The organism is Variovorax paradoxus (genome assembly GCF_024734665.1).
GTDB lineage: Bacteria > Pseudomonadota > Gammaproteobacteria > Burkholderiales > Burkholderiaceae_C > Variovorax.
The window spans coordinates 1061595-1081295 of sequence record NZ_CP102931.1; the positions used below are offsets into that span (position 1 = coordinate 1061595).

At 65.4% G+C, this 19701-nt stretch carries 18 protein-coding genes; 17 read left to right on the forward strand and 1 reads right to left on the reverse strand.

The window, feature by feature from the left end:
- Window positions 1-48: 48 nt before the first annotated feature.
- Window positions 49-1359, reverse strand: a complete 1311-nt coding sequence (gene ugpB, locus NWF24_RS05055; RefSeq protein ID WP_258353244.1) for a sn-glycerol-3-phosphate ABC transporter substrate-binding protein UgpB — start codon at window positions 1357-1359, stop codon at window positions 49-51.
- A gap of 236 nt (window positions 1360-1595) precedes the next feature.
- Between ugpB and serA the strand changes: the two genes are divergently transcribed.
- The 17 genes from serA (at window position 1596) to NWF24_RS05140 (ending at window position 19699) form a co-directional block, all read left to right on the forward strand.
- A complete protein-coding gene (gene serA / locus NWF24_RS05060; RefSeq protein ID WP_258353245.1) occupies window positions 1596-2828 on the forward strand; it encodes a phosphoglycerate dehydrogenase in 1233 nt (410 codons plus the stop codon).
- A 143-nt stretch (window positions 2829-2971) separates the two neighbouring features.
- Window positions 2972-6850, forward strand: coding sequence for an FAD/FMN-binding oxidoreductase (locus NWF24_RS05065; protein WP_258353246.1), 3879 nt, complete (start codon window positions 2972-2974; stop codon window positions 6848-6850).
- Window positions 6847-7287 carry an HIT family protein gene (locus tag NWF24_RS05070; RefSeq protein WP_258353247.1) on the forward strand — a complete coding sequence of 147 codons (441 nt, stop codon included), beginning with the start codon at window positions 6847-6849 and terminating at the stop codon, window positions 7285-7287. Before NWF24_RS05065 ends, NWF24_RS05070 begins: the two co-directional genes overlap by 4 nt.
- Window positions 7287-7700: a DUF971 domain-containing protein gene (locus NWF24_RS05075; protein ID WP_258353248.1), complete on the forward strand. Its 414-nt coding sequence runs from the start codon at window positions 7287-7289 to the stop codon at window positions 7698-7700. Before NWF24_RS05070 ends, NWF24_RS05075 begins: the two co-directional genes overlap by 1 nt.
- A gap of 148 nt (window positions 7701-7848) precedes the next feature.
- Window positions 7849-8580: a bifunctional demethylmenaquinone methyltransferase/2-methoxy-6-polyprenyl-1,4-benzoquinol methylase UbiE gene (gene ubiE, locus NWF24_RS05080; RefSeq protein WP_093057473.1), complete on the forward strand. Its 732-nt coding sequence runs from the start codon at window positions 7849-7851 to the stop codon at window positions 8578-8580.
- Window positions 8581-8621: 41 nt separating this feature from the next.
- Entirely contained in the window at window positions 8622-9644 is a 1023-nt protein-coding gene (locus NWF24_RS05085; RefSeq protein WP_258353249.1) for a Tim44 domain-containing protein, read from the forward strand.
- A 161-nt stretch (window positions 9645-9805) separates the two neighbouring features.
- Window positions 9806-10375, forward strand: coding sequence for a ubiquinone biosynthesis accessory factor UbiJ (locus NWF24_RS05090; protein WP_093057475.1), 570 nt, complete (start codon window positions 9806-9808; stop codon window positions 10373-10375).
- Window positions 10372-11937 (forward strand): ubiquinone biosynthesis regulatory protein kinase UbiB, encoded by a 1566-nt coding sequence (gene ubiB, locus NWF24_RS05095; protein ID WP_258353250.1) that lies wholly within the window; start codon window positions 10372-10374, stop codon window positions 11935-11937. The genes NWF24_RS05090 and ubiB overlap by 4 nt, the downstream gene beginning before the upstream one ends.
- A gap of 13 nt (window positions 11938-11950) precedes the next feature.
- Window positions 11951-13399: a sodium:solute symporter family protein gene (locus NWF24_RS05100; protein WP_093077449.1), complete on the forward strand. Its 1449-nt coding sequence runs from the start codon at window positions 11951-11953 to the stop codon at window positions 13397-13399.
- 102 nt (window positions 13400-13501) lie between these two features.
- On the forward strand, window positions 13502-13837 hold the full coding sequence (locus tag NWF24_RS05105; RefSeq protein WP_258353251.1) for an FmdB family zinc ribbon protein: 336 nt from the start codon (window positions 13502-13504) through the stop codon (window positions 13835-13837).
- A gap of 9 nt (window positions 13838-13846) precedes the next feature.
- Window positions 13847-14479 carry a DUF502 domain-containing protein gene (locus NWF24_RS05110; RefSeq protein ID WP_258353252.1) on the forward strand — a complete coding sequence of 211 codons (633 nt, stop codon included), beginning with the start codon at window positions 13847-13849 and terminating at the stop codon, window positions 14477-14479.
- Window positions 14480-14517: 38 nt separating this feature from the next.
- Entirely contained in the window at window positions 14518-16323 is a 1806-nt protein-coding gene (gene aspS / locus NWF24_RS05115) for an aspartate--tRNA ligase (protein ID WP_093057480.1), read from the forward strand.
- 15 nt (window positions 16324-16338) lie between these two features.
- Window positions 16339-16815 (forward strand): dihydroneopterin triphosphate diphosphatase, encoded by a 477-nt coding sequence (gene nudB / locus NWF24_RS05120; protein ID WP_258353253.1) that lies wholly within the window; start codon window positions 16339-16341, stop codon window positions 16813-16815.
- Entirely contained in the window at window positions 16812-17576 is a 765-nt protein-coding gene (locus tag NWF24_RS05125) for an endonuclease/exonuclease/phosphatase family protein (RefSeq protein ID WP_093077444.1), read from the forward strand. Before nudB ends, NWF24_RS05125 begins: the two co-directional genes overlap by 4 nt.
- 73 nt (window positions 17577-17649) lie before the next feature.
- Complete coding sequence (gene folE / locus NWF24_RS05130; RefSeq protein ID WP_093057483.1) at window positions 17650-18381, forward strand: GTP cyclohydrolase I; 732 nt, start codon at window positions 17650-17652, stop codon at window positions 18379-18381.
- A gap of 3 nt (window positions 18382-18384) precedes the next feature.
- Window positions 18385-18807, forward strand: a complete 423-nt coding sequence (locus tag NWF24_RS05135; protein ID WP_093057484.1) for a BLUF domain-containing protein — start codon at window positions 18385-18387, stop codon at window positions 18805-18807.
- Between the two features lie 10 nt (window positions 18808-18817).
- Complete coding sequence (locus tag NWF24_RS05140; protein ID WP_258353254.1) at window positions 18818-19699, forward strand: EamA family transporter; 882 nt, start codon at window positions 18818-18820, stop codon at window positions 19697-19699.
- Window positions 19700-19701: the final 2 nt, after the last annotated feature.

The following is a 19701-nucleotide window of genomic DNA, read 5'->3' on the forward strand; positions in this document are numbered from 1 at the left end:
CGGGGGCGGGCGATATTAGCCGGACACGAGGGGTCCGGTCGTCAATCGTCAGCTCTTGTTTGCCTTCTGGAAGCGTTCCAGCTGCTCGTTGCCCCGCGTCACGATGGCGTCGAGGGCTTCCTTGGCCGTCTTCTTGCCGTTCCAGACCTGTTCGAGCTCTTCGTCTTCGATGGCGCGGATCTGCACGTAGTTGCCCAGGCGGATGCCGCGGCTCTTGTCGGTGACCTTGCGGATCATCTGCGTCACGGCCACGTCGGTGCCGGGGTTCTGCTTGTAGAAGCCCGACTCTTCGGTGAGCTTGTACGAAGCGGTGGTCACGGGCAGGTAGCCCGTGCGCTTGTGGCTGGCGGACTGCACTTCAGGCGTCGAGATGAAGCTGAAGAACTTGGCCACGCCCTTGTATTCGGCCGGCTTTTTGCCCGACATGACCCACAGGCTGGCGCCGCCGATCACGGTGTTCTGCGGCGCGCCCGGCACGTCCGGGTAGTAGGGCAGGGGCGCCAGGCCGTAGGCGAACTTGGCGTTCTTTGCCACGTTGCCGTAGAAGCCCGAAGAGGTGTTGATCATGGCGCACTCGCCCGACACGAACGAGGCCTCGGGCACGTTGCCGCGGCCCTTGTAGATGAACAGGCCCTGCTTGGCCATGCTGGCCAGGTTCTCGATGTGGCGCTGGTGCAGCGGCGAGTTCACCTTCAGGCGCGCGTCCAGGCCCTGCAGGCCGTTGGCCTTGCTGGCGAACTCCACGTTGTGCCAGGCCGAGAAGCTCTCCACCTGCGTCCAGTTCTGCCAGGCCGTGGTGAACGGGCACTTGTGGCCGCTGGCCTTGAGCTTGGCGGCCGCCGCAACCACTTCAGGCCAGGTCGACGGTGCCTTGTCGGTGGGCAGGCCGGCAGCCTTGAAGGCATCCTTGTTGAAATAGAAGATGGTGGTCGAGCTGTTGAACGGGAAGCTCAGCATCTGGCCATTGGGGGCGGTGTAGTAGCCGGCCACGGCGGGAATGTAGGCGGCTGGGTCGAACTTCTCGCCCGCGTCCTTCATGACCTGGCCGACCGGCACGATGGCGCCCTTGCTGGCCATCATGGTGGCGGTGCCCACTTCGAACACCTGCAGGATGTGCGGCGCATTGCCGGCGCGGAAGGCCGCGATGGAGGCCGTCATCGATTCGTCGTACGTGCCCTTGAAGGTCGGGACGATCTTGTATTCCTTCTGGCTCTCGTTGAACTGCTTGGCCAGATCGTTGACCCACTCGTTGTTGACGGCGGTCATGGAATGCCACCACTGGATCTCGGTCTGGGCCTGTGCCACGTTGAACAGCGTGGCAGCCAACGCCGATGCCAGCGCAAGCGTCTTGAATCGCATGAAGACTCCTGAAGGGAAAAATGGAAAGCGCGGATGCTAGGGCATGTGCATGACACGGCCGCGTCACATTGGCGCATGGAGCGCGGGTTTCTTCCAATCGGGGAAACCCCTTTGGCCCTGTTTGCGTCAGGCCCGGCGCGGGCTGCGGCCCTGCATGCTGCGCCGCACCATGCTAGCATCGCCCTCCCTTTTTTGGCCTAGCCTGTCGCCACGGCCGGGGCTTCCAAGAGACCGCCATGAGCAGCAAAACCTCCCTCGACAAAAGCAGGATCAAGTTCCTCTTGCTCGAAGGCATTCACCCCTCGGCCGTGGAGGTGCTGCGCGCCGCCGGCTACACCAATATCGAGTCGCTGCCCGGCGCGCTGCCCGACGCCGAACTCAAGGCGAAGATCGCCGACGTGCACTTCCTGGGAATCCGCTCGCGCACCCAACTGACGGCCGAGGTGTTCGCCGCCGCCCACAAGCTGGTGGCCGCAGGGTGCTTCTGCATCGGCACGAACCAGGTCGACCTGGAAGCTGCCCGCGAGCACGGTGTGGCGGTGTTCAATGCCCCGTATTCCAACACCCGCTCGGTGGCCGAACTGGTGCTGGCCGAAGCCATCCTGCTGCTGCGCGGTGTGCCCGAGAAGAGTGCGGTGGCGCATCGCGGCGGCTGGCTCAAGTCGGCCGACAACGCGTTTGAAATCCGCGGCAAGACGCTGGGCATCGTGGGCTACGGCTCCATCGGCGCGCAACTGTCGGTGCTGGCCGAGGCGCTGGGCATGCACGTGGCCTTCTTCGACGTGGTCACCAAGCTGCCGCTGGGCAATGCGCGCCAGGTGCGCGAGCTGCACCAGCTGCTGGCCCAGAGCGACATCGTGACGCTGCACGTGCCCGAGACGCAGGCCACGCAATGGATGATCGGTGCGGCCGAGATCGCAGCCATGAAGCCCGGTGCCATCCTGATCAACGCCTCGCGCGGCACGGTGGTCGAGATCGACTCGCTGGCCGAGGCCCTGAAGGCAAAGAAGCTGCTGGGCGCCGCCATCGACGTGTTCCCGGTGGAGCCGCGCAGCAACAAGGACGAGTTCCAGTCGCCGCTGCGGGGCCTCGACAACGTGATCCTGACGCCGCACATCGGCGGCTCGACCATGGAGGCGCAGGCCAACATCGGGCTGGAAGTGGCTGAAAAGCTGGTCAAGTACAGCGACAACGGCACTTCGACGTCTTCCGTCAACTTTCCCGAGGTGGCGCTGCCTGCGCACCCGGGCAAGCACCGGCTGCTGCACATCCACCGGAACGTGCCTGGGGTGCTGTCCGAGATCAACAAGATCTTTTCGGACAACCAGATCAACATCTCCTCGCAGTTCCTGCAGACGAACGAGAAGATCGGCTACGTGGTGATGGATATCGACGCGGCTTCCTCGGACCTGGCGCTGGAGAAGCTGGCGAAGGTGGGCGGGACTATTCGCAGCCGCGTGCTGTTCTGAGACTCCCTGGGGGCGGGGAGCCCTTCGGGAGCCATGCCTAGCACAAGGCCGTAGCAACCGCCACGAGGCAAGTCCCCAGGCGCTGCCCTAAAATCCCCAGCCCGGCTATGGGCGCGCAGCGCCCGGCCGAGGCGCCCCACCCGATGAATGCTCCGACTGCGTTGAACACGCTGTTGGCACAGGCCGCAGAGCCTGTCCGACTGCGCGAGATCCCGTACAACTACACCAGCTTCTCCGATCGCGAGATCGTGATTCGCCTGCTGGGCGAACGCGGCTGGGAACTGCTCCAGACCCTGCGCGCCGAGCGCCGCACCGGCCGATCGGCCCGCATGCTCTACGAAGTGCTCGGCGACATCTGGGTGGTCCAGCGCAACCCGTACCTCGTCGACGACCTGCTCGACAACCCGCGCCGCCGCGGCCAGCTGGTCGATGCCCTCAGGCACCGCCTGACCGAGGTGCAAAAGCGCCGCACACCCGACAGCGACCTGCCGCGCGACCAGCTCGTGGGCGAACTCACCGGCCTCGTGGGCGACGCGGTAGCCGCCTTCGACACCAAGTTCCGCGACGTTGCCGCCCTGCGCCGCAAGGCCACGCGCGTGCTGGGCCGGCTCACGGCCAAGGACAACATCAAGTTCGACGGCCTTTCGCGCGTGTCGCACGTCACCGACGCCACCGACTGGCGCGTGGAGTACCCCTTCGTCGTGCTATGCCCCGACACCGAGGCCGAGATGGCGCTGCTGGTGAAGGGCTGCATCGAGCTGGGCCTGACCATCATCCCGCGCGGAGGCGGCACCGGCTACACCGGCGGCGCGATCCCGCTGACCTGGAACAGCGTCGTCATCAACACCGAGAAGCTCGAGGCGATGACCGAGGTCGAGCACATCTCGCTGCCCGGCCTGGCCGATCCGGTGCCCACCATCTGGACTGAAGCCGGCGTGGTTACGCAGCGCGTGGCCGATACGGCCGAGCGCGCGGGCTTCGTCTTCGCGGTCGACCCGACCTCCGCCGAGGCTTCGTGCGTCGGCGGCAACGTCGCCATGAACGCAGGCGGCAAGAAGGCCGTGCTGTGGGGCACGGCGCTTGACAACCTCGCCTCGTGGCGCATGGTCACGCCGCAAGCCGAGTGGCTCGAAGTCACGCGCATCGGCCACAACCTCGGCAAGATCCACGACGCCGAAAACGCCGTGTTCGAGTTGCAGTACTACGCAGCCGACGGCAAGACCAAGCTGCGCACCGAACGTCTCGACATTCCGGGCCGCACCTTCCGCAAGGAAGGCCTGGGCAAGGACGTGACCGACAAGTTCCTCTCGGGCCTGCCGGGCATCCAGAAGGAAGGCTGCGACGGCCTCATCACCAGTTGCCGCTGGGTCGTGCACCGCATGCCGGCGCACACGCGCACCGTGTGCCTCGAATTCTTCGGCAACGCCAAGGATGCGGTGCCCAGCATCGTCGAGATCAAGGATTTCATGTTCGCCGAGCAGAAGCGCTCTGGCGTGCTGCTGGCCGGCCTCGAACACCTGGACGACCGCTATCTCAAGGCAGTGGGCTATGCCACCAAGTCGAAGAAGCACGGCGGCCTGCCGAAGATGGTGCTGTTCGGCGACATCGCCGGCGACGACGCCGATGCGGTGGCCCGCGTTACCTCCGAAGTGGTGCGCATCGCCAACTCGCGCAGCGGCGAAGGCTTCATCGCCATCAGCCCCGAGGCGCGCAAGAAATTCTGGCTCGACCGCAAGCGCACGGCCGCCATCAGCAAGCACACCAACGCCTTCAAGATCAACGAGGACGTGGTGATCCCGCTGCCGCGCATGGCCGAGTACAGCGACGGCATCGAGCGCATCAACATCGAGCTGTCGCTGCAGAACAAGCTCGCACTGTCCGACGAACTCGAAGCCTTTCTCATGCGCGGCAACCTGCCACTGGGCAAGACCGACGACGCGCACGAAATCCCGGCGGCCGAGCTGCTCGAAGACCGCGTGGCACAGGCCGTGGCGCTGGTGCAGGAAGTGCGCACGCTCTGGGCCGGCTGGCTGCAGAACGTCGATGCGCTGTTCCCGCAACTGCAAGACCACAGCCTGCGTGCGAGCTGGAAGACGCAGCTGCGCCAGCCGCTGCAGGAGATTTTCTCGGGCGCCGAGTTCGCGCCGATCCTGGCCGAGTGCACCGCCATCCACAAGCGCGTGCTCAAGGGCCGCGTGTGGGTCGCGCTGCACATGCACGCGGGCGACGGCAACGTGCACACCAACATCCCCGTCAACAGCGACAACTACGACATGCTGCAGACCGCGCATGCCGCGGTGGTGCGCATCATGGCGCTGGCGCGCAGCCTCGACGGCGTGATCTCGGGCGAGCACGGCATCGGCATCACCAAGCTCGAATTCCTCAGCGACGAAGAGCTGCGCCCTTTCACCGAATACAAGGCCAGGGTCGACCCCGAAGGCCGCTTCAACAAGGGCAAGCTGCTGCGTGCACCTGCCGGCGAGGCGCAGACGTTGCACGCCGACCTGACCAACGCCTATACGCCGAGCTTCGGCCTCATGGGGCACGAGTCGCTGATCATGCAGCAGAGCGACATCGGCGCCATTGCCGACAGCGTGAAGGACTGCCTGCGCTGCGGCAAGTGCAAGCCGGTATGCGCCACGCACGTGCCGCGCGCCAACCTGCTCTACAGCCCGCGCAACAAGATCCTCGCGACTTCGCTGCTGGTGGAGGCCTTCCTCTACGAAGAGCAGACGCGGCGCGGCATCAGCATCAAGCACTGGGAAGAGTTCGAGGACGTGGCTGACCACTGCACCGTGTGCCACAAGTGCCTCACGCCGTGCCCGGTGAAGATCGACTTCGGTGACGTGTCGATGAACATGCGCAACCTGCTGCGCAAGATGGGCCAGAAGAGCTTCCGCCCGGGCAACGCGGCCGCGATGTTCTTCCTCAACGCGACCAATCCGCAGACCATCAAGGCGGTGCGTGCGGGCATGGTGGGCATCGGCTTCAAGGCGCAGCGCATGGCCAACGACCTGCTGCGCGGCCTCGCGAAGAAGCAGACGGCGGCGCCTCCTGCCACGCTGGGCCCCGCGCCGATCAAGGAGCAGGTGATCCACTTCATCAACAAGAAGATGCCGGGCAACCTGCCGAAGAAGACGGCGCGTGCGCTGCTCGACATCGAGGATGCGGACTACGTGCCGATCATCCGCAACCCGAAGGCGACCACCTCCGAAACCGAGGCGGTCTTCTACTTTCCGGGGTGTGGTTCAGAGCGGCTGTTCTCGCAGGTCGGCCTCGCCACGCAGGCGATGCTCTGGCATGCGGGTGTGCAGACGGTGCTGCCGCCGGGCTACCTGTGCTGCGGCTATCCGCAACGCGGCAGCGGCCAGTTCGACAAGGCCGAGAAGATGATCACGGACAACCGCGTGCTCTTCCACCGCGTGGCCAACACGCTCAACTATCTCGACATCAAGACGGTGGTGGTGAGCTGCGGCACCTGCTACGACCAGCTGCAGGGCTATCAGTTCGACAAGATCTTCCCGGGCTGCCGGATCATCGACATCCACGAGTACCTGCTCGAAAAGGGCATCACGCTCGCCGATGCAGGCGGTGGCGGCTACCTGTACCACGACCCCTGCCATTCGCCGATGAAGCTGCAGGACCCGATGAAGACCGTGAAGGCACTGGTCGGTGACAACGTGCTCAAGAACGACCGCTGCTGCGGCGAATCGGGCACGCTGGGCGTGTCGCGGCCGGACATCTCGACGCAGATCCGCTTCCGCAAGGAAGAAGAGCTGAAGAAGGGCGAAGCCGCGCTGCGCGACTCCGGCAAGGTCGGCGCACAGGACAACGTGAAGATCCTCACCAGCTGCCCAAGCTGCCTGCAAGGCCTCTCGCGCTACGGCAACGACCTGAACAACGGCCTGCTCGAAGCCGACTACATCGTGGTCGAGATGGCCAACAAGATCCTCGGCGCCGACTGGATGCCGACCTATGTGGCCGCAGCCAATCAGGGCGGGATCGAGCGGGTGCTGGTGTGACGAAGGTACAGGGCTGTGTGCTGTGCGAGGGGCCGGGTGGCCGCCTCGTGTTCGAGGGCGCGAGGCTGCGCGTCATCCATGCGGATGAGGCGGGCTTTCCGGCCTTTTATCGCGTGGTGTGGCGTGACCATGCGGCGGAGTTTTCCGACCTCGATGCCGCGGACCGCACGCTGTGCATGGAAGCAGTGGCGGTCGTCGAGCAATGCCTGCGCGAGCACCTGAAGCCGGCCAAGATCAACCTCGCCGCGCTCGGCAACATGGTTGCGCATCTGCACTGGCACGTGATCGCGCGTTTCGCCGACGACAGTCATTTCCCGGGCTCGGTGTGGGCACCGGTGCAGCGCGAGCGCAATGCGGCGCAAGAGGCGGAGATCGCCGCGCGCCTGCCCGCCATCGAGGCTGCGATGATCGAGCGCTTGGGCAACAGGAGTTTCTGATGGCAGGCTTGAAACCGGGCGCACCGACGCCGCAATCGATCACCGTGCACGGCCAGTCGCGCGTGCTCGAAGTGGGCTTCTCCGATGGAGCGACCTTTCGAATCCCTTTCGAGCTGATGCGCATCTACTCGCCTTCGGCCGAAGTGCAGGGCCACGGCCCGGGCCAGGAAATCCTGCAGACGGGCAAGCGCGACGTCGAGCTCGTCGACCTCGAAGCGGTCGGCAACTACGCCGTGCAGCCGACTTTCAGCGACGGACACAACACGGGCATCTACTCATGGGACCTGCTCTACGAACTGGGCGAGAAGCAGGCCGAGCTGTGGGCTACTTACGAGCGCCGTCTGCTGGAGGCGGGCGTCGATCGCGACACGCCGATGATCGACAAGAGCGGTCACGCCTGCGGCAGCCATTGAGCTCGCGAAATCGCCTGAAAATCCGCGCCGCGCTATTGAAAAGATAGCCCTACGCCCAGGAAGGGCGGGACGAAAAAAGCAACAAATGCCCGCCGTGCGCGCGGGGTCGTCGGCTTGATGTGAAGGCTTCCGGCCTAACATCGGTTGCATGAGTACCACACACTTCGGCTTCGAAACAGTCGACGAAAGCGAGAAGGCCCGCCGCGTTCGCGGTGTCTTCGATTCGGTTGCCTCGCGCTACGACGTCATGAACGACCTGATGTCGGCCGGCCTGCACCGCGCCTGGAAGGCGTACACCGTGATGGTTGCGAACGTGGGCGAAGGCTCGCGCGTGCTCGACATCGCGGGCGGCACCGGCGATCTCGCGCTGGCCTTCGCCAAGAAGGTCGGCGCCAGCGGGCAAGTGGTTCACACCGACATCAACGAGGCCATGCTGCGCACCGGCCGCGACCGGCTGCTCGATGCCGGTGTGGTGCTGCCCACCATGGTCTGCGACGCCGAGAAGCTGCCCTTTCCCGACAACCACTTCGATGTGGTCACGGTGGCCTTCGGCCTGCGCAACATGACGCACAAGGACATCGCGCTCAAGGAAATGAACCGCGTGATCAAGCCGCGCGGCAAGCTGCTGGTGCTCGAGTTCTCGAAGGTCGCGAAGCCGCTCGCAAAGGCCTACGACTGGTACTCCTTCAACGTGCTGCCCCGCCTGGGCAAGCTCGTGGCCGGCGACGACGCGAGCTATCGCTACCTCGCCGAATCGATCCGGATGCACCCCTCGCAAGAGGAACTCAAGACCCTCATGAAAGAGGGCGGTTTCGGACATGTGGACTATCACAACATGACGGGTGGCATCGCTGCCCTGCATGTTGGAATCAAGTGTTGAAAGTGTTGATCAAGCGAATCTTTCGCTCAAGAGGAGACGACATGAAAAGTTTGGGTTCTTTGTTTTTGGCAGCTGCATTGGTACTGGTCAGTGTCCAGGCCGAGGCTGCCCGCATGGGTGGCGGCAAGTCGGTCGGACGCCAGTCGTCCAACGTGACGCAGCGCGAGTCGGCATCGCCCAGCGCGCCTTCGCAGCAGAGTGCGACCAACGCGGCAGCGGCGAAGCCGGCAACGCCCGCACCCGCGGCTGCTGCACCGAAGCGTCCGTGGGGCGCGATGCTCGGCGGTCTGGCCGCAGGCCTTGGCCTCGCTTGGCTCGCAAGCTCGCTCGGTCTTGGTGCCGGCTTCGGCAACATCCTGCTGATCGGCCTGCTCGTGCTGGCCGGCGTGGTGGTGTGGCGCATGATCAAGTCGCGCTCGCAACCTGCCGGCAATCGCCAGGGCGGCTTCGCGTTCCAGGGCGCTGGCGGCAGCCCCGCAAATGCCAGCGCACCGGTGCAGTACAGCCCGGCCAACGTGGGCAACGACGCCTCGGCTCGTCCGTGGGAGCGCAATGCCGCGGCCTTCGACGCCACGCCTTCGAACGACGCACCGCATGGCAGCAGCCTCTCGGCAGCGGGCGCTGCGGCCGGTGGCAGCATGATCGGCTCGGCACTCGCCGGTTCGCAGTCCTGGGGCATTCCCGCGGGCTTCGACATCGATGGCTTCCTCGGCGCAGCCAAGCGCAACTTCGTGACGCTGCAGGACGCATGGGACCGCGCTGACGTGTCGATGCTGCGTTCGATGATGACCGACGGCATGGTCGACGAGATCCGCGCGCAATTGGCCGACCGGGCCAGCCACACCGGCGGTGCCTCGAACAAGACCGAAGTCGTGATGCTCGACGCCAAGCTGCTTGGCATCGAAGAACTGCCCGACGCCTACATGGCCAGCGTGGAGTTCTCCGGCATGATCCGTGAAGACGCCTCGGCCGGCCCGGGCCCGTTCCGCGAAGTTTGGAACATGACCAAGCCGACCAGCGGCAACAGCGGCTGGCTGGTGGCTGGCGTGCAAGCACTGCAGTAAATAAAGGCTCGCCCCCAGGCTTCGCGCACTTCGTGTCGCTTCTCCTACCCCCCTACCGGGGGCAACACCAGCAGCCCGGCAGAGCCGGTTCTGCGGTGTTTCTGGAAAAGGGCATGCGGTCCATGAGTCGCGGGGCGCTACAGTGACGGGATAATGGGGACATGGCCACACCATCGTCCCCATTTTCTTTTCTCGGCGACCTCTTCAACCGCATCGGCGAGCGCTTGCAGCCGCCGGACTGGGCCGTTCACGAGATCCAGCATCGCGCGGTCCTGTTCCTGAACCATGTGCTGCAGCAGGAGCCCGAGGCCCAGCAGCGGCTGCTGCGCCAGCAGGGGCGGGTGGTGCGCTTCCAGTGGCGCTTCGTGACCATGGAACTGGTGGCCACGCCGGCCGGCCTGCTCGATCTGGCCCCCGCTGGTTCGGTGCCCGAGCTCACGCTCACCGTCACCGACGATTCCCCCTTCGACATTGCCCGTGCCACGCTGCGCGGCGATAAGCCCGCCGTTCAGATCATCGGCGACGTGCAACTGGCGGCCGAGGTCAACTGGCTGGTCGACCACGTGCGCTGGGACGTCGAGGACGACCTCGCCCGCGTGATCGGCGACGTGCCTGCGCACACTCTGGGCAACGGCGTGCGGCGTGTCGTGGGCGCGCTGCGCCAGTTTGTCGGCGACCGCACGGCCAAGGCTGGCGGCTCGACGGCCGGCTCGGCGAGCACGGCCGAATGAGGCGCTTCTACCGCGGACTGTTCATCGTCTGGGTCGCGCTGCGCTACGGCCTCGACGAGCTCGTGCTCACGAGCTTCAGGAAGCCCTGGCTGCTCGTCGTGGCGCGTGTCGTTTCCATCGGGCGCAACCTCGATGCACCGCGCGGCCAGCGGCTGCGCGAGGCGCTCGAACGCCTCGGCCCCATCTTCGTGAAGTTCGGCCAGGTGCTGTCGACCCGGCGCGACCTGCTGCCGCCCGACATCGCCGACGAGCTGGCCTTTTTGCAGGACCGCGTGCCGCCGTTCCCGTCGGCGGTGGCCATTGCCACCATCGAACGCGCATTCCGCCGCCCGGTGGGCGACGTGTTCGTGCAGTTCGACGAAACGCCCATCGCCAGCGCGTCGATCGCGCAGGTGCACTTCGCGACCATTCGCACCAACCAGGGCGATGTACGCGAAGTGGCAGTCAAGGTGCTGCGCCCCAACATGCGCGGCGTGATCGAGAAAGACCTGGCGCTGATGGCCATGATGGCCGGCTGGCTTGAGAACCTCTCGGCCGACGGCAAGCGCCTGAAGCCGCGCGAGGTGGTCGGCGAGTTCGACAAGTACCTGCACGACGAGCTCGACCTGGTGCGCGAGGCCGCCAACGCCGCCCAGCTGCGCCGCAACATGGCCGAGCTCGACCTGGTGCTGATCCCCGAGATGTTCTGGGACTTCTGCCACCCCGAGGTCATCGTGATGGAGCGCATGAAGGGCGTGCCCATCGCGCAGATGGACCGCCTGCGCGCGGCCGGCGTCGACATTCCCAAGCTCGCGCGCGACGGCGTCACGATCTTCTTCACGCAGGTGTTCCGCGACGGCTTCTTCCATGCCGACATGCACCCCGGCAACATCCAGGTGAGCCTGGAGCCCGAGACCTTCGGGCGCTACATCTCGCTGGACTTCGGGATCATCGGCACGCTGACCGAGTCGGACAAGGAATACCTCGCGCAGAACTTCGTGGCCTTTTTCCGGCGCGACTACAAGCGCGTGGCCGAACTGCATCTCGAAAGCGGCTGGGTGCCGGTGGGCACCCGCATCGACGAGCTGGAGGGCGCCATCCGCACCGTGTGCGAGCCGTACTTCGACCGGCCGCTGAAAGAGATTTCGCTGGGCATGGTGCTGATGCGCCTGTTCCAGACCTCGCGCCGCTTTCACGTCGAGATCCAGCCGCAGCTGGTGCTGCTGCAGAAGACGCTGCTCAACATCGAGGGCCTGGGCCGCAACATCGACCCCGAACTCGACCTCTGGGCCACGGCCAAGCCCTTTCTCGAGAAGTGGATGGTCGACCAGATCGGCCCCAAGAAGCTGCTGCAGCAGCTCAAGGCCGAGGCACCGCGATACGCCAAGCTGCTGCCCCAGCTTCCTCGATTGCTGCACGATTTCCTGGAAAATCGCCCCTCCGACAACCGCCGCGAGCTGCTCGAACTGCTGGCTCAGCAGAAGCGCACCAACCGGTTGCTGCAAATCATCGTCAGTAGTGGCATAGGTTTTGTATTGGGGTTGCTCGTAATGCAAGTGCTGATGCGCGTGCGCTTTTTCTAGAGGAGTCTCCGCCGTGTTGTTGACGCTGGTCATCGTCTATCTGCTGGTCACCATCGCAATCGGCCTCTATGCCGCCAAGCGGGTGAAGAACACCACCGACTTCGCCATTGCCGGGCGGCACCTGCCGCTCTTCATGATCGTCACGACCACCTTTGCCACGTGGTTCGGCTCCGAAACGGTGCTCGGCATACCGGCCAAGTTCATCGAGGGCGGGCTCAACGGCGTGGTCGAAGACCCGTTTGGCGCGGGCACCTGCCTGATCCTGGTGGGCCTGTTCTTCGCGGGCAAGCTCTACCGCATGACGCTGCTGACCATCAGCGACTACTACCGCGAGCGCTACGGCCGCACGGTGGAAGTGGCCTGCTCGCTCATCATCATGCTGAGCTACCTGGGCTGGGTGTCGGCGCAGGTCACGGCGCTGGGGCTGGTGTTCAACCTGCTGTCGGGCGACGCCATCAGCATCCCGGTGGGCATGGTGATCGGGGTGGTTTCGATCCTGGCCTACACGCTGTTCGGCGGCATGTGGTCGGTGGCGGTGACCGACTTCATGCAGATGATCATCCTGGTGGCCGGCCTGGCCGTCATCGCGGTGTTCGCGGGCAACATGGCCGGCGGCGCCGACAAGGTGGTGGCCTTTGCCGTGAGCAAGGATCTCTTCAAGTTCTGGCCCGAGCCGAGCTGGCACGACATGGTGTTCTTCTTTGCGGCCGCCATCACGATGATGCTGGGCTCTATTCCGCAGCAGGACGTGTTCCAGCGCGTGATGTCGGCCAACAGCGTGAAGGCGGCCCAGCGCGGCCCGGTGATCGGCGGCGTGGCGTACATCCTGTTCGCCTTTGTGCCGATGTTCCTGGTGGCCAGCGCGTTGCTGATCATGCCGGAGCAAACCGCCACGCTGCTGAAGGAAGATCCGCAGAAGGTGCTGCCCACGCTGGTGCTGCAGAAGATGCCGTTCGTGATGCAGGTGCTGTTCTTTGGTGCGCTGCTGTCTGCCATCAAGTCGACCGCCTCGGCCACCTTGCTGGCGCCCAGCGTCACTTTCACCGAGAACATCTGGCGCCAGTTCCGTCCGGCCGGCACCGACCGCCAGAACCTCATGACGATGCGCATCACGGTGCTGCTGTTCAGCGCGGCCGTGCTGGCCTACGCGATCCGCATGCAGGGCACGCCGATCTACGAACTGGTGTCGGGTGCCTACCAGGTGCCGCTGGTGGGGGCCTTCGTGCCGCTGGTGTGCGGCCTGTACTGGCGCCGCGCCAGCACCCAGGGAGCAGTCGCTTCGATCGTCCTGGGCATCGGCGTGTGGCTGCTGTTTCTGTGGATGCCCTGGGGCAGCGCGTTCCCGGCCCAGTTGGCGGGCGTGCTCTGCTCGTTCGTGGGCATGGTGGCCGGCTCGCTGCTGCCGCAATGGTTGGCGAACACTCACACGCCGCACCGCCCGCTGGCCACCGAGCCAGCCTGAAGCCCGGGCTCGGCGGTCGGGCTGGGCGCCCTTTGGCAGGGGCGCCCCTATAATCGAGGGCTTTGCGAGCGGCAGCTGCGCCGCTTTTTGACCTCATTTCCCATGCCCATCTACGCCTACAAGTGCAGCGCCTGCGGCTTTGCCAAAGACGCCCTGCAAAAGATGTCCGACGCGCCCCTGACGGTGTGTCCGGCGTGCGGTGCGAGCGCATTCGAAAAGCAGGTCACGGCAGCCGGCTTCCAGCTCAAGGGCTCGGGCTGGTACGTGACTGATTTCCGTGAGGGCGGCGGCAAGAAGGCCGAGCCTGCCACGGCGCCCGTGTCGAGTGACGGTGCCAAGTCCACCGAATCTTCCTCTTCCGCCGCCGCGCCGAGCCCCGCTCCGGCGCCCGCGGCACCGGCCCCAGCGCCGGCTGCTGCTGCCAAGAGCGGCGACTGATCGAACACCATGCTCGCCCTGCGCAAATGGTTGCTGTCCGGCCTGCTGGTCATCGTGCCGCTGGTCATCACGCTCGGCGTGCTGAACTGGATCATCGGCACGCTCGACCAGACGCTGTGGCTGCTGCCCGAGCAATGGCAGGTCTGGCTCAGCGACCACAAGGTGCGCGGCCTGGGCGTGCTGCTCACGCTGGCGATCCTGCTGGTGGTGGGCGCCACCGCCAGCAACTTCGTCGGCAAGCGCCTGCTGGGCTGGGGCGACGCCGTGGTACGGCGCATTCCGGTGGTGCGCTCGATCTACTCCAGCGTCAAGCAGGTGTCGGACACGCTGTTCTCCGAGAACGGCAATGCCTTTCGCACCGCGGTGCTGATCCAATGGCCGCGCGAAGGCGTGTGGACCATCGCCTTCGTCACCGGTGCGCCCGGCAACGAAGTCGCTGAACACCTCGGCGAAGAGGAATTCCTCAGCGTCTACGTGCCGACCACGCCCAACCCCACGGGCGGCTACTTCGTGATGCTCAAGCGCAGCGACTGCATCGAACTGAAGATGAGCGTGGACGAAGCGCTCAAGTACATCGTCTCGATGGGGGTGGTCGTTCCAGGCGGCCCCACCACGGTGGCGGTGAAATCTTCCAACTCATAAAAAACGAACGCGCCCACAAGGCGCCGGAATGGATTCCTATGGCCATGCGTACTCACTATTGCGGTCTCGTGACCGAAGCCCTGCTGGGCCAAACCGTCACCCTGTGCGGCTGGGTCAACCGTCGTCGCGACCACGGCGGCGTGATCTTCATCGACGTGCGTGACCGCGAAGGTTATGTGCAGGTGGTGTGCGACCCCGATCGCGCCTCCACCTTCGCCGTGGCCGAGAACCTGCGCAACGAGTTCTGCGTGCAGATCACGGGCCTGGTGCGCGCGCGCCCCGAAGGCACGACCAACGACCAGCTCAAGAGCGGCAAGATCGAAGTGCTGTGCCACGAACTGAAGGTGCTGAACCCGTCGGTCACGCCCCCGTTCCTGCTGGACGACGACAACCTGTCGGAAACCACCCGCCTCACGCACCGCGTGCTCGACCTGCGCCGCCCGGCCATGCAGCGCAACATGATGCTGCGCTACAAGGTGACGATGGAAACGCGCAAGTTCCTCGATGCCAACGGCTTCATCGACATCGAGACGCCAATGCTCGGCAAGTCCACGCCCGAAGGCGCGCGCGACTACCTCGTGCCCAGCCGCGTGCACGACGGCAGCTTCTTCGCGCTGCCGCAGTCGCCCCAGCTCTTCAAGCAGCTGCTGATGGTGGCCGGCTACGACCGCTACTACCAGATCGTGAAGTGCTTCCGCGATGAAGACCTGCGCGCCGACCGCCAGCCCGAATTCACGCAGATCGACATCGAGACCTCGTTCCTCGCCGAAGAGGAAATCCGCGAGATGTTCGAAGGCATGATCCGCAACGTGTTCCGCAACGCCGCTGGCATCGACCTGCCGGTGTTCCCGACCATGACGTATGCCGACGCAATGTTCAAGTACGGCTCGGACAAGCCCGACCTGCGCGTGAAGCTCGAATTCACCGAGCTGACGGAACTGATGAAGCGCGTCGAGTTCAAGGTGTTCTCGAATGCCGCCACCATGACCGGCGGCCGCGTGGTGGCGCTGCGTGTGCCCGGCGGCGGCGCCGAAGGCGGCCTGTCGCGCGGCGAAATCGACGCGTACCAGGAGTTCGTCAAGATCTATGGCGCCAAGGGCCTGGCCTATATCAAGGTCAACGACGCGCAAGCCGGCCGCGAAGGCCTGCAGAGCCCGATCGTGAAGAACCTCGACGACAGCACGCTGGCCGAGATCATCGCCCGCACGGGTGCGCGCAACGGCGACATCCTGTTCTTCGGCGCCGACAAGGAAAAGGTCGTCAACGACGCCATCGGCGCGCTGCGCGTCAAGATCGGCCACAGCGCCTTCGGCAAGAAGGCGGGCCTCTTCGACGACCGTTGGGCACCGCTGTGGGTGGTGGACTTCCCGATGTTCGAGTTCGACGAGGAAGGCCAGCGCTGGAGCGCCGTGCACCATCCGTTCACCGCTCCGAAGGACGGCCATGAAGACCTCATGGACACCGCCCCCGAGAAGTGCATTGCCAAGGCCTACGACATGGTGCTCAACGGCATCGAAATGGGCGGCGGCTCGGTGCGTATCCACCGCGAGGAAGTGCAGAGCAAGGTGTTCCGCGCGCTGAAGATCAGCGCCGAAGACGCACAGCTGAAGTTCGGCTTCCTGCTGGACGCGCTGCAGTACGGCGCGCCGCCGCACGGTGGCATTGCCATCGGCCTGGACCGCCTCGTCATGCTCATGACCGGTGCCGAGTCGATCCGCGACGTGATCGCCTTCCCCAAGACCCAGCGCGCGCAAGACCTGCTGACGCAGGCGCCGAGCCCGGTCGACGAGAAGCAGCTTCGCGAGCTGCACATCAAGCTGCGCAACACGCCCCAAGCCGCCTGATGCTCTGAGGCTCACATGACGACCAGCCCTCGACCCTGGAAGATCCCGGAGTCGGTGCTGGTCGTGATCCACACGCCGGCGCTCGATGTACTGCTGATCCGGCGTGCGGATGCCGAGACCGACTTCTGGCAGTCGGTCACCGGCAGCAAGGACGCAGCCGACGAGCCGCTCGCGCTCACCGCGGCGCGCGAGGTGGCCGAGGAAACCGGCATCCAGTGCGGCGAAGGCACGGCGCTGGCCTCGCGACTGGTCGACTGGCAGCTGCGCAACGTCTACGAGATCTATCCGCGCTGGCGTGCCCGCTACGCGCCGGGCATCACCCACAACACCGAGCACCTGTTCGGCCTGTGCGTGCCTGAGCGCATTACGCCCACACTCGACCCGCGCGAGCACACCGACTGGCGCTGGCTGCCGTATCACGAAGCGGCGGATGCCTGCTTTTCCCCGTCGAATGCCGAAGCCATTCTGTTGCTGCCAGAATTTGCGCGATGAACCAGCCGGCAGCAGCAACGCAGAACCTCCGGGTCGCGACCTACAACATCCACAAGGGTGTTCAAGGCATCGGACCCGCACGGCGGCTCGAAATCCACAACCTCGGCCACGCCATCGAGCAGCTCGACGCCGACATCGTCTGCCTGCAGGAAGTGCGCAAGATGAACCGGCAGGCGGCTGCCCGTTTCGCGCGCTGGCCCGAGTTGCCGCAGGCCGATTTCCTCGCGCCCGAGGGCTACACCGCCGTCTACGAAACCAATGCCGTCACGCGCCACGGCGAGCACGGCAATGCGCTGCTCACGCGCTGGCCGGTGCTGCGGATCAACCATCAGGACATTTCCGACCACCGCTTCGAACAGCGCGGGCTGCTGCACGTGGTGATCGACGTGGAGGGCCGTCGGGTGCACACCATCGTGGTGCATCTGGGGCTCATCAAGGGCAGCCGGGTTCGGCAGATTGCCCGCCTGCGCGAGTTCATCGACCGCGAGGTGCCGCCCGACGAGGCCGTCGTGGTGGCGGGCGACTTCAACGACTGGGGCGCGCGCATGCGCTATGCCATGAACGCCATGGGCCTGCGCGACACCAGCGACCTGCGCGGTCCGCGTACGCTCACTTACCCCTCGCGCCTGCCGGTGGCTCAGCTCGACTTCGTCTACGGACGCAGGCTGGAGCCGCTGGCCTGCACGGTGCCGCGCGGTCCCATCTGGGCTCGCATGTCCGACCACCTGCCGCTGGTGGCCGATTTCACGCTCCTTAATTGATAGCATTGCTCCAAGAAGGGACGGGCGTTGCGGGCCCGAATGTCTGGAGCCATTCACTGGTACGATCCCCGCCATGCTGAGGAAAACCGACGTCGACCCGCGCCCCGATCGAAACGACGATGACGAGGGTACGCCCGTCTCCGTAAAGATCCGTGAGCGCCTCACCGCGGCGCGCAAGCGCTTCAACGCCAACGACAACATCGCCGAGTTCATCGAGCCCGGCGAGCTGGAAGCTTTGCTCGACGAGGTCGAGGTCAAGATGAAGGGCGTGCTCCAGAGCCTGGTCATCGACGTCGAGAACGACCACAACACCGACAACACCGCACGGCGCGTCGCCAAGATGTACCTGAACGAGGTGTTCCGGGGCCGCTACGTGGCGCCGCCCTCGCTCACCGAGTTTCCCAACGCCGAGCACCTGAACGAGCTGATGATCGTCGGCCCGATCACCGTGCGCAGCGCCTGCTCGCACCACTTCTGCCCGATCATCGGCAAGCTCTGGATCGGGGTGATGCCCAACGAGCACACCAACGTGATCGGCCTGTCGAAGTACGCACGCCTGGCCGAGTGGGTCATGGGTCGTCCCCAGATCCAGGAAGAAGCCGTGGTGCAACTGGCCGACCTGATCCAGGAAAAGACGCAGCCCGACGGCCTCGCGCTGGTCATGGAAGCCGAGCATTTCTGCATGGCCTGGCGCGGCGTGAAGGAAATGGACAGCAAGATGATCAACTCCGTGATGCGCGGCGTGTTCCTCAAAGACCCGAGCCTGCGCCGCGAATTCCTTTCTCTCCTTCCCCGAAAGAGCTGAGCCATGCTGGTCCGACTTCTCTACGCCAGCCGCGCCGTCGACACCAGCCCCGAGGCCATCGAGGCGATCCTCGCGCAATCGCGCACGCACAACACGACCTGCGGCATCACCGGCATCCTCTGCTACGGCGCCGGCACCTTCCTGCAAGCCATCGAGGGTGGCCGCATGGCCATCAGCGAGCTCTACGGCCACATCCAGCGCGATGCGCGCCACAAGGATGTGGTGCTGCTGCACTACGAAGAGATTTCCGAGCGCCGTTTCGGCGGCTGGACGATGGGGCAGGTCAACCTGTCGAAGCTCAACGCATCGACGCTGCTGAAGTACTCCGAAAAGCCCGAGCTCAACCCGTACGCGGTGTCGGGCAAGGTTTCGCTGGCGCTGCTCGAAGAGCTGATGGCCACTGCCGCCATCGTCGGTCGCCACTAGTCCGGCAGGGGTGCCACTCTCCGCATTCGCGCTGATCCTGCTCGCCGGGATCGTTCACGCAGGCTGGAACATCGCCGCCAAGAAGGCGAATGGCGATGCACGTTTCAGCTTCCAGACCAGCGTATTCAACATGCTCATCTGGGCGCCCGTAGGCATCACGCTGGGCTGGAACGTGGTGCCAGGCTGGGGCCTGACCGAGTGGGGCTTCGTCGTGCTCAGCGGCGTGCTGCACATCTTCTATTTCATCGTGCTGCTGCGCGGCTATCGCAAGTCTGACCTCACGGTGGTCTACCCGCTCGCGCGCGGCTCGGGGCCGCTGCTGTCGTCGCTGGTGGCGGTGCTCTTCCTGGGCGAGAAGATCAGCCTGGTTGGCGTGGCAGGCATTGCAGGCGTGGTGGGCGGCGTGTTTCTCGTTGCGGGTGGGCCCAAGCTGTGGCGCAAGGCGCATGACCCGGCGCAGCGCGAGCGCGTGCACAAGGGCATCCGCTACGGTGTGCTGACCGGTGGCTTCATCGCGGCGTACACCGTGACCGACAGCTACGCAGTCAAGTTTCTCGCGATGTCGCCGATCCTGCTCGACTACTTCGGCAATCTCGTGCGCATGGTGCTGCTGGCGCCCGTTGCGCTGAAGGACCGCGCGACCACTGCGCGCATGTGGCGTGAGCAGTGGAAGTACGCGCTGCTGGTGGCGGCGGTCAGCCCGGTGTCGTATGTGCTCGTGCTGTACGCGGTGCAGCAGGCGCCGATCTCGCACGTCGCGCCGGCGCGCGAGGTGTCGATGCTGTTCGCTGCACTGATCGGCGGCCACCTGCTGCGCGAAGGCGACCGGCTGCTGCGGCTGCTGGGCGCGCTGTTCATCGCCGCCGGGGTGGTGGCGCTCGCGATGGGCTGATG